11 protein-coding genes are annotated in these 11,003 nt (G+C 34.5%); 10 read left to right on the top strand and 1 reads right to left on the bottom strand.

Features of this window, described 5'->3' with window-relative positions:
• The first annotated feature begins 150 nt into the window (after nt 1-150).
• The 9 genes from Q0A18_RS14225 to Q0A18_RS14185 all read left to right on the top strand — a co-directional run bounded on the left by Q0A18_RS14225 (nt 151) and on the right by Q0A18_RS14185 (nt 8,697).
• Nucleotides 151-708 carry a type VI secretion system contractile sheath small subunit gene (locus tag Q0A18_RS14225; RefSeq protein WP_292010820.1) on the top strand — a complete coding sequence of 186 codons (558 nt, stop codon included), beginning with the start codon at nt 151-153 and terminating at the stop codon, nt 706-708.
• Between the two features lie 20 nt (nt 709-728).
• Complete coding sequence (locus Q0A18_RS14220; RefSeq protein ID WP_292010819.1) at nt 729-2,090, top strand: DUF5458 family protein; 1,362 nt, start codon at nt 729-731, stop codon at nt 2,088-2,090.
• Nucleotides 2,091-2,165: 75 nt separating this feature from the next.
• Nucleotides 2,166-2,651, top strand: a complete 486-nt coding sequence (locus Q0A18_RS14215) for a hypothetical protein (RefSeq protein ID WP_292010818.1) — start codon at nt 2,166-2,168, stop codon at nt 2,649-2,651.
• Between the two features lie 54 nt (nt 2,652-2,705).
• Entirely contained in the window at nt 2,706-3,740 is a 1,035-nt protein-coding gene (gene mutY / locus Q0A18_RS14210) for an A/G-specific adenine glycosylase (RefSeq protein WP_292010817.1), read from the top strand.
• Nucleotides 3,741-3,784: 44 nt separating this feature from the next.
• Nucleotides 3,785-4,342 carry a gliding motility lipoprotein GldD gene (gene gldD, locus Q0A18_RS14205; RefSeq protein ID WP_292010816.1) on the top strand — a complete coding sequence of 186 codons (558 nt, stop codon included), beginning with the start codon at nt 3,785-3,787 and terminating at the stop codon, nt 4,340-4,342.
• Nucleotides 4,343-4,369: 27 nt separating this feature from the next.
• Nucleotides 4,370-5,293, top strand: a complete 924-nt coding sequence (locus Q0A18_RS14200; RefSeq protein ID WP_292010815.1) for a PfkB family carbohydrate kinase — start codon at nt 4,370-4,372, stop codon at nt 5,291-5,293.
• A gap of 87 nt (nt 5,294-5,380) precedes the next feature.
• The gene (locus Q0A18_RS14195) at nt 5,381-6,745 is read left to right on the top strand and encodes a peptidylprolyl isomerase (protein WP_292010814.1); all 1,365 of its coding nucleotides are present in this window, start codon (nt 5,381-5,383) and stop codon (nt 6,743-6,745) included.
• An 89-nt stretch (nt 6,746-6,834) separates the two neighbouring features.
• Entirely contained in the window at nt 6,835-7,824 is a 990-nt protein-coding gene (locus tag Q0A18_RS14190) for a nitronate monooxygenase (RefSeq protein ID WP_292010813.1), read from the top strand.
• Nucleotides 7,825-7,839: 15 nt separating this feature from the next.
• Entirely contained in the window at nt 7,840-8,697 is an 858-nt protein-coding gene (locus Q0A18_RS14185; RefSeq protein WP_292010812.1) for an alpha/beta hydrolase, read from the top strand.
• Between the two features lie 630 nt (nt 8,698-9,327).
• Here Q0A18_RS14185 and Q0A18_RS14180 read toward each other — a convergent pair.
• Complete coding sequence (locus tag Q0A18_RS14180; protein ID WP_292010811.1) at nt 9,328-9,627, bottom strand: rhodanese-like domain-containing protein; 300 nt, start codon at nt 9,625-9,627, stop codon at nt 9,328-9,330.
• Nucleotides 9,628-9,736: 109 nt separating this feature from the next.
• On the opposite strand from Q0A18_RS14180, the gene queG reads away from it, so the two are divergent.
• Nucleotides 9,737-10,663, top strand: a complete 927-nt coding sequence (gene queG / locus Q0A18_RS14175) for a tRNA epoxyqueuosine(34) reductase QueG (protein ID WP_292010810.1) — start codon at nt 9,737-9,739, stop codon at nt 10,661-10,663.
• Nucleotides 10,664-11,003 lie beyond the last annotated feature (340 nt).

Below are 11,003 nucleotides of genomic sequence, written 5' to 3'. Positions count from 1 at the left end.
CTCTTATTTTAACATTCATTCGATATAAGAGTAAAGCGAAAAAAAAAATTATTTATTTTTTCATATATTAGTGAGTTTTTAATCCCCATTGCACTGATGGCATGGTGGATATAAAGAAATAATTCAAGAAAAATCTTGACAAAATTTTGTATGTTACAGTTTTTTTTTAATTTTAAACATTGGATTGGCCAGCTCTTCGATTCGTCGAAGAAGTATAACGGACTTTCCGATAAAAACCAGAAATCTCAAAATAATAATAATATGGCAATGTTTAATTATGGTGTTGGCGGAAACGAGGTAAAAGTAGACGCTAATGAAGCTATTCAGGAAATTCAGGAAAATAAATCACTTATTGTAAGCCAGCTTACAACTGATGAACCTTACACCCCTGAAATTGTAACAGGTTTAAAAACAGTGGATGACGTCTTCAAACATTTCCAGCCTTCTGTAAACGTACAGCACGAAACGGAAGATGGTACCGTAGTAGAAGAAGAATTCCGTTTTCAGAATCTTGCCGATTTCACTCCAAAAAATCTTACTCAGAAATCTGCTTATCTTCAACAGCTTAGTGTAGAGCAGGAGCAATATAACAAGATTGTTCGTCAGCTAAAGACTAATAAGATTCTTCGTAATATGTTGGAGAATGAGCAAACGAGAGCTGCTTTCGTGGAAGTATTAAAAGATGTGGCACAAGAACTTGAAAAATAATTTAAAGACTTTACTTAATCATGGATAGTAAATTACAGGCAGCTGAAAACCAACAACAAGGTCAGCAGCAACATGGAGGACAACCAAAAGGTAATCCACTAGCAGAACTCAACAAACTAGGAGGATTCGGATTCGTGGAATCCGTTGTGGATGGTATCGCCAACATGAATCCTACAAGAAAAGCAAGAAAGGAAATCTTTCTTAATGACGGTAATAAATCAGAAGAAAGAAAAGAATTACTTCAAAAAATAAACCTTTGGGTGAAACTTTTAGAAAGCAATGATTCTGCTGAGAAAATGGCTGACACATGCAAAAGCAAAGCAAATCAGGCTGAAGAAAACCTTAAGAAAAATCTTAAAAATACGCTTGATGAAGTTCGTCAGCTCGAAACTTCTTATAGAACAGTAGCTCAGTTTTATAAAAATGCAGAACTGGATAAAGTGGACAATGTAAATATCGTTAATGCCAGCTTAGAACAGGTTTCTGATTTGGATAATCCACTTTTCATAGATGCTATTGCGGAAGAATTTAAACAATACTACGATCGTCTTGATCTTAGAGATAACTATTCTCTACTTGCTATTCCGGGGTATCTCGGATCTAATAAAGTGGTGGAAAAATGGGCTAAAATCTGTAATGAGAATAAAGTAATGATGATTACGGATTTTGCAAATCTTGACAAGCCTGATGATGTGGTTGATCTTTTCCATTCTGCAAATCTTACAGGAGGAGAATTACACAGAAGTAATGTAATTATGACTTGTAACTGGCTGGTAGGCCGCGGAAAAGCTGAAGAAGTAGGAGAAGAAGAAAATGTGGAATTACCCCCTTCAACTTCACTGGCAGGAAAAATCCATAAGACTTTAATGTCTCAGGTAGCTGCAGGTAAGAAACATGGTAATATCAACGAGGTAGACGCCGTAAAATTCGAATTGAAGAAAAGTGAAATTTCTCAGTTAGAAAAAATGGGATTGGTACCTATGGTTAATGAATATGGCAAGATCATGGCATTCTCTGCAAAAACATTATTTACAGGAGATAATATCGGACTTCAGACCTATTCGGTAGTTCGTGTGTTCGATTATGTAACTAAAGTTTTATTAGACTTCCTTAACAGAAGGGCTTTTGAAAACTGGAGTGCTAAAAATGAGGATGATCTGAGAAAACAGATTGTTGCTTTCTTAGACGGAATCAAAGGAGCTGACAAACTGATTGAAAAGTTCAAAATCGTACGTTTTGAACAGGATAAGGTTAATAAAGACAGAGTATGGCTGGACATTCGTTTAACTCCATATTTCCCTACAAAGAGTTTCGTTATCAAACTTGACGGACATAAAGGAGATGATGGGAACGAATGGGATGCGGAATACATTCAGGATTAATTCGAAATCAACTTATAATTATAGAAACCGATGCAATTATACATCGGTTTTTCTGTTAATACTTATATAACTTACATGATGAAAACTAAATTGATCTATTCATTTCTGACGCTTTCAGTAATTTTCATGCTATCAGGATGTGAAAAAAAATATCAACGTCCTGATGAATATAAGATAGATTTATTTAAAGGCGAAAATCAGGAAAATCATGCCTATGTAATGAGTGAAGATGAAGCTTATGACGAAAGTGTGATCGTATTGGGAACTTCAAATATTAAGCTTGTCGATAGTTCGGCAGGAAGAGGAAATACTATATTTATTTATAAAATTGATTCAAGCGAGATTCTGAAATCCGAAAAAGATTCCCTCCTCAGCTTTCCGATGGAAATTATTGCTACCCAACGTCTGAAGATCAAAAAAAATCCTCAGGATTCTCTATATGTCTTCTTACAAAAACTTAAAGGGTATCGTTTTATTGCTGCTGAAAAAAATATCAAATACCAATGGCTGAAAAATGCTCCGGTATATCCTTTACCATCAGCTAATAATCAAGAAAAATAATAACTTATCTTTGCAGCGAGAAAAAATCTCCGGAATTTAAACACATTAAGCTTATTGGAAACAGTCAATAAAAAATCTGATTTTCTTCATTTAGGGAATATACTTTTGAAATGGTATAGCGAAAACTCAAGAGACTTACCGTTCAGGCAAACAAAAGATCCATACAAAATATGGATTTGTGAAATCGTTTTCCAACAGACAAGAATTAATCAGGGACTGAATCACTATAATAATTTTATCAAAAGGTTTCCGGATGTAAAAACTTTAGCTGATGCCACAGAGGATGAAGTGCTGTTATACTGGAAAGGATTAGGGTATTATTCAAGAGCGATCAATATCCATAAGGCTGCCCGGCAGATAATGAATGATTACGGTGGTATTTTTCCTTCCGAATATGATGAAATATTAAAGTTAAAAGGAGTAGGGAAGTATACGGCAGCAGCAGTTGTAAGTATTTGTTTTAATGGAAAAATTCCTGCAGTGGATGGTAATTTTTACAGGGTATTAAGCCGGGTTTTTGCTGATGATTTTGATATTTCCAATTCCAGGGCTTTCACATATTTCTCCGAGTTAGCACAATTGGTTTTACCCGATAATGTGGGAGATTTTAATCAGGCTATGATGGATCTGGGGTCAGAGATTTGTAAGCCTAAAAAACCACTTTGTGAAGAATGTCCGTTTAATGAATATTGTCTGGCTTTTTCACTGAACAGAATCACTGAATTTCCGGTTAAGACTAAGAAAATTAAAACCGAAGACCTTCATCTTACTTATTATTTTGTCCATCATAATAATCAATTCCTCATTCAGCAGAGAAAAGATGATTTTATATGGAAAAAACTATTTGAATTTCCGGCTTCTATTCCTGAGGCATTGGAAGAGTTTAATAAAGGAGAGAAAACAGTTCACCATAAACTTACCCATAAAAATCTGACGATTAGTATTTCAGATATAGAAATAGACTCTCCGGAAATCTGGGAAAACTTTCAAAAACAAGAGGGTTATCTGGTTACGGATTTTAAGAAATCTCAAGAAAAGTCTTTTCCTAAACCCTTGGAAAACTATATTCAAAACACATTGAATGACTGAAATTTGTCCCATGAAATCTGAAATCTAATTTGTACTTTTGCAAAATGATAAAAAAAGCCATTTTTATTTTTGTATCCTTATTACTGATATCGTGCGGAAAAGATCCTATTCCAAAGCCTTATGGTGAACTGCGTTTGGAGTATCCTGCTGCTAAATATCAAAAATTTGATCCTAATTGTTCTTATGGCTTTGAATATTCAGATTTTGCTAAAATTACGGATGCTAAACGTCCATGCTGGTATTACCTGAATTATCCCACAATGAAAGCTAAAGTTTTCATTACCTATTATCCTATTCAGAATGACTTTGCCGATCATATTAAAGAAGCTGAAAAAATGGTGTATGAACATACGATTAAAGCAAGTTCCATAGATACCAAATCTTTTGAGTATCCTGAAAAGAAAGTCTATGGAAATTTCTATGAACTGAAAGGACAAAGTGCTTCCAATCTTCAATTTTACATTACAGACAGTTCGAAACATTTTGTAACTGCCTATTTATACTTTAATACAAGACCTAAACCTGATTCACTGGCTCCTGCAGTAGATTATATTAAAAAAGATATGAAACACCTGCTTGACACCTTTGAATGGAAAAAATAAGAATTTAAAAAATACATTGAAAAATATATGAAACTTTTAGTTGTAGGAAGTGTTGCATTTGATGCAATTGAAACCCCGTTCGGTAAAACAGATAAGATCTTAGGAGGTGCAGCCACTTTTATTGGAATTACTTCATCTATTTTAGGAGTAGAGTCAGGAATCGTTTCAGTGGTGGGAGGTGACTTCCCTCAGGAATATCTTGATATGCTGACAGATAGAAATGTAAATATAGAAGGAATAGAAATTGTAAAAGACGGAAAAACCTTTTTTTGGTCAGGTAAATATCATAATGATCTGAATACCAGGGATACTTTAGTGACAGAGGTAAATGTCCTGGAGAATTTTGATCCTAAAATTCCTGATTCAATGCAGGATTCTGAGATTTTACTACTGGGAAATCTACATCCCGGAGTTCAACTTTCAGTACTTGAAAAAATGAATAAAAAACCTAAGCTTGTAATTCTGGATACAATGAATTTCTGGATGGACAGTGCTTGGGATATTCTGATGGAAATGATTGCAAAATCGGATGTGATTACAATCAATGATGAAGAGGCAAGACAGCTTTCCGGAGAATATTCGCTGGTAAAAGCTGCGAAAAAGATTCATGCAATGGGACCTAAATTTGTTATCATCAAAAAAGGAGAACATGGAGCGCTGCTTTTCCATGATAATAAAGTATTTGCAATTCCTGCGCTTCCATTAGAAGATGTTTTTGATCCTACAGGAGCCGGAGATACATTTGCCGGAGGTTTTGCTGCTTATTTAGCTAAGAAAGGGAAATTTGATTTTGAAACGATGAAATCTGCATTGATTGTAGCTTCTGCAATGGCATCTTTTACAGTGGAAAAATTCGGTACAGAGAGAATCCAGGAAGTAACGGAATCCGATATGTTCAGCAGATTACGACAATTCAAAGAACTTACGACTTTCGATGTGGAACTACAGTAAATATAGCTTTTTAAGAAATATTTATAATAAAAAATTGAGTGTAATTCGTGAAGAATTCTAAATTTGCAACTTGTTTAAAATATTGAAATGATAAATAGAATAAGAATCACTTTTCTTCTGGGAGTATTCGTAATGTTGTTTTCCGTACAGGCTAAGGCTCAATTGAAGCCGGGACAGCTTGTAGACGGAATTGCAGCTGTAATTGGTGATGAGATTGTTTTGGAATCGGATGTAGATGAACAGATGAATTATGCAAAGCAACAGGGAGCTTCTAATACAGATAAATGTGAGTTTCTGGAAAATTTGATCAACAATAAACTTCTAGTATACGAAGCAAAGAAAGATACTATGATTGAAAACCGTTCTGCGGCAATTAAAGAACAAGCGGATGCAAAATATCGCCAGCTTCTTTCACAGTTTCCTGATGAGAAAACCATGTTAGCAGCTTATAAATTCAGAAACGGATATGAGATGAAGAATGCTATCGAAAAGATAGACACAGATACTTATTACGGGCAGTCAAAATATCAGAGAATTACTGAAAAAGCTGACGTTACTCCTAATGAAGTGACAGACTTTTATAACCTGTATAAAATGCAGTTGCCGGAAGTGAAAGATGAAGTTACTTTAGCTCAGATTATGATGTATCCTAAATTAACGGAAGCTCATAAACAGGATCTTATCAACAGGCTGAAAAAGATAAAGGAAGATATTAAAAACGGAGAAACCTTTGAAAGCCAGGCAAGAATCTATTCAGAAGATGAAGGTTCCGCAGCCAATGGAGGTTTGTATAAGAACATAGCAAAAGGACAGATGGTTAAACCATTTGAAGCTGCTGCTCTAAACCTTCAGGAAGGTGAGATCTCTGATCCTGTAGAATCGGAATTCGGTTACCATATTATCCAGCTGATAAAGAAATCAGGTAAAATGTATGATGCCAGACATATTCTTTTAAAAGCTACTCCTACAGAAGATGAAGTAAAGACAGCTAAAGCTAAATTGGACAGCATAAGAGGATTAATTCTTGCTGAGAAAATGACTTTTAAAGATGCAGCATTCAGATTTTCAGATGATAAAAGAACTAAGTTTAATGCGGGAATTATTCCGGGGGCAGACGGTTCTGATAAAATAGAAAGAGAAAGTATTCCCGGATCTATTTCTTACGAGTTGGCTGGTCTGAATAAAGGAGATATAACAACTGCATTTGATGATGAAGATAATAGAAGAAAGGTTGTTAAGATTATTAAAATAGAAGAAGTGATTCCTTCTCATCAGATTACACTGGAAACGGATTACGACAGAATTAAGCAGATGGCTCTTAATAAAAAGAAAAATGAAATGATAGAGAAGTTTGTTAATTCTAAATTACCCACTACTTTCATTTCCATAGACGGACGCTATGATAATTGTAATTTTAAAGCTAATTGGAAAAAAGAATCCGTAAAAAAATAAATTGAAAACCTTCAGATTTCTGAAGGTTTTTTTATTAAAAAGAATATTCGTTTCTCTTTGTTAATCGTTGTTTTTAAGTAAATTTACGCATGAGTAGTTTCATAGATTTTAATACCGCTAAAAAATTTACAGCAATGCAGGAAAACCAAAATAGAATAATACAGCTTTTTAATATACAGTATCCCATTATTCAGGCAGGAATGATATGGCATTCAGGCTGGAAGCTGGCTTCGGCGGTTTCTAATTGCGGAGGATTAGGATTAATAGGCGCAGGAAGTATGTATCCTGATATTTTAAGAGAGAATATACAAAAATGTAAAAAAGCTACTGATAAGCCTTTTGGTGTCAATGTTCCTATGCTCTATCCAAATATGGATGAGGTGATACAGATTATTTTAGAAGAAGGAGTTAAGATTGTTTTTACTTCTGCCGGAAACCCTAAAACTTATACTGAGACTTTACAAAAAGAAGGGTTGAAAGTAGCCCATGTGGTTTCCTCTACAAAATTTGCTGTAAAATGTGAAGATGCGGGTGTTGATGCTATTGTGGCTGAAGGTTTTGAAGCCGGAGGCCATAATGGGAGAGATGAAACGACAACCTTTTGTTTGATTCCTAACGTTAAAAAACATACCTCAAAACCTCTGATAGCTGCAGGAGGAATAGCTTTAGGTTCCCAGATAAAGGCGGCTATGGTATTAGGAGCGGACGGAGTTCAGATAGGTTCCCGTTTTGCAGCAACCGAAGAAGCCAGTGCGCACGAGAATTGGAAACATAAAATAACTGAGCTTAAGGAAGGAGATACCCATCTTACTCTAAAGGAACTTGCCCCGGTAAGGATGGTGAAGAATAAGTTTTTTAGTGAACTGGAAACGGTTTATCAATCAGGTCGAGATGCTGAGGCTTTAGCAGCGGCTTTGGGAAGAGCCAGAGCGAAAAAGGGTATGTTTGAAGGAGATATGGAAGAAGGAGAACTTGAGATAGGACAAGTTTCAGCCTTAATTGATGATATTCTTCCCGTGAAAACAGTCTTTGAACATTTATTGAAAGAATTTGAAAATACCCATATGCCTAATTTCTAATGAAACTATACTCTGATGGTGCAGAATAAATTAGTCAATGTAAAAGGACATGATCTCTATATAGAATATAATAATTCATTTGAAAATAAACCTACCATAGTATTTTTACATGATTCCTTAGGGTGTGTACAACTTTGGAGGGATTTACCGTCAAAGCTCTCAGAGGCAACGGAATGTAATGTTTTAGTGTATGACCGCTTAGGATATGGAAAATCTGATCCTATGCCCACTTCCATAAGACCTACCAATTATATGGAACTCGAATCAGATGCATTGAATGATCTTCTGAATGTTCTGAATATTCACAATGCTATATTATTGGGTCATAGTGATGGAGGAACCATTGCTCTGATCACTGCAAGCAAATATCCCGAAAAGGTAAAAGCAGTGATTTGTGAGGCTGGGCATATCTTTGTGGAAGATGTTACGTTAAAAGGGATTTATGAAGCCTGGGAAGCTTATAAAACGACTAATTTGTCAGATAGATTAAAGAAATACCATGGTGATAAAGTAGAAATGCTTTTTAAAGCCTGGACAGAAACCTGGACAAGAGATGATTACAGACAATGGAATGTTGAATATCTTCTCAAAGGCGTCAGATGTCCTCTTTTATTCATTCAGGGAGAAGCTGATGAGTATGGTACATTGGATCAGTTAGAAAAAACTTTATCACAGGTAAGCGGAAAAACTGAAAAATATATTATTCCCGATGCAGGGCATACTCCCCATAAAGAAGTTCCGGATTTGTTTTTTAAAAGAGCAAAAGAATTTATTGATACTATAAAGGTTAATTTCCATTTTAATATTTCTTCTGGCTTGTTCTTCGTATTGTTTCTGAAAATATTCAGTTTTAAAAATAGTTTCCAGTTGTAAAAAATGCTGGAGAACTTTTTTTCTGCCTGGTTTATATAGAAAGTTAGGGTAAATAGTGTATTCTTTTCTGATCTTTTGAGTATAGTGTAAATAAACCGCTTTATCTTTTCCTAAAACCGAAAGATCCGCATCCAGAAGATAATTTGTATCATGATCATCAGATTTTTGATGAGCCTTTGTCGCTATGATTTGCTGAAATATTCTTTCTATTGATTCGTTACTGACAGATAATTGGTTCAATCTGTTCTTGGCTAATTCAGCACTTTTTTCTTCATTTACTTTAGACGAAGCATCATAAATAATGTCATGATAAAAAACAGAAAATGAAAGATCAGAAAAATTCTGTATGCTATTTTTGACGGTTTCCAGTTCTGCAAACATATTCTCAAGGTGTTTTAGGTCATGATAATGTCTGCTCTTTTCAGAGTATTGGGTTTCAATCTCTAACCAATGACTTTCAATAAGACTTTGATCTTTTATAAGAGGAAGACAGGCTTTTACATATCTCTTTTTTAAATTTTCCATCAAAATATATTGAAAATAAAGTACTAAAGTAGTACAAAAACGTATAAATATTTAAGTTTCTGAAGAAAATTTTGATATGGTATTGAATCAAATAAAAAAGGAACCTTAAAAAGTTCCCTTGTTTGATTCTATGGTAGCCTTAAGCTCGGCCCATCCACCTCCGTTATAGCCATTTTCCAGACCTTGGGAAGTAAGATATTCCAATGCTTTTCCACTTCTGTTTCCACTTCTGCAAAATAAGATAACAGGCTTTTCAATAGAAAGAATCTCATCCTTTCTTTCCTCTACTTCACCTAGCGGAATATTTTTTGCCCCTTCTATATTACCGTCCATTTCCAGTTCCATGGGTTCACGAACGTCTATTAACTGATAGTTTCCTGATTGTATTACTTCTGCTAACGGCATAATTGTAAAATTGTTTAAAGTTAAAATGATTAAACGGAGACATGAACGATTTCAGATGTCCGAATTTCAACAAATTTATAAAATAATCTTAGTTTTGCAATGCGAAATCATGAATTCAAAAGCTGAAAAATATTCTCAATTGATCAAATCCAAGGCAAAACGTTTTGGGTTTCAGGATTGTGGCATATCTAAAGCTGATTTTTTGGAAGAAGATGCTCCGCATTTAGAAAAATGGCTCAAAAATAATTTCCATGGGGAAATGAAATATATGGAGAATTATTTTGATAAAAGATTAGATCCCAGATTATTGGTGGAAGGTTCTAAATCTGTGATTTCGCTTTCTTATAATTATTTTCCTGAAGAAAAGATTTCCGTTCTGGAAAACTTTAAAATTTCTAAATATGCCTATGCAGAAGATTATCATGAAGTAATTAAAGAAATTCTTCGTGAGCTCGTAACTGAATTGCAGGAAGAGATCGGAGATTTTCAGTTTCGGATATTTGTGGATTCCGCACCGGTTTTGGAAAGAAGCTGGGCCAGAAAATCGGGCATAGGCTGGGTAGGTAAAAATGCTAACCTTATTACCAAAAAGAGTGGATCATTTTATTTTTTGGCAGAGATCATTTGTGATCTGGAGCTTATAGAAGATTATCAAACTACCGATCATTGCGGTACCTGTAGAAAATGTATTGAAGCTTGTCCTACAGATGCTATTGTTTCGGATAAAATTATTGACGGAAGCAAATGTATTTCTTATGCTACCATAGAGCTTAAAAATGACATTCCTGATTATTTTAAGGATAAAATGCAGGACTGGATGTTCGGTTGTGATATTTGCCAGGATGTATGTCCGTGGAACCGTTTCTCGGCTCCCCATCTTCAAAGCAGATTTCAGCCTAATGATTATCTTAGGAATTTCAAAAAAAGAGAATGGAAAGAGCTTACTCAGGAATTATTCTCTGAGATTTTCAGAAAATCACCTGTTAAAAGAACTAAGTTTGCCGGATTAAAGAGGAATATTGAGTTTTTGGACTAGTTGGTATGATAAGGAGATTTTTTGGTGATGATTACTTTTTTGGAAAAATGGCGTTTCCAAATTCAGGAGGGTAATGATCATGCCTTAGGCTGTACGATCTAAGGAGATAGGATTTAATTCAGTAAAATATTCTTTGTTTAAAAAGAAAAATTGACTTTCAGGAGGTGAATGTTCACTCTGAAAATCAATGTTTCTTTTGTACTCTTTTTGGAGCTATTTTTACTCTAACTTTAAATCTTTTTTGGGATTTAGTGTTCTTACGCATATTTTATTAATATTTGGTATTTAAATGTAGTTATTTTTCCGATTAAAACAAATACTTTTACGGAAATTTGAAATT

Source organism: Chryseobacterium sp., from assembly GCF_022712095.1.
In the GTDB taxonomy this organism is placed as follows: Bacteria; Bacteroidota; Bacteroidia; order Flavobacteriales; family Weeksellaceae; genus Chryseobacterium.
The sequence above is the reverse complement of the archived record's forward strand: the minus strand, read 5'-3'. Positions and strand labels throughout refer to the sequence as shown.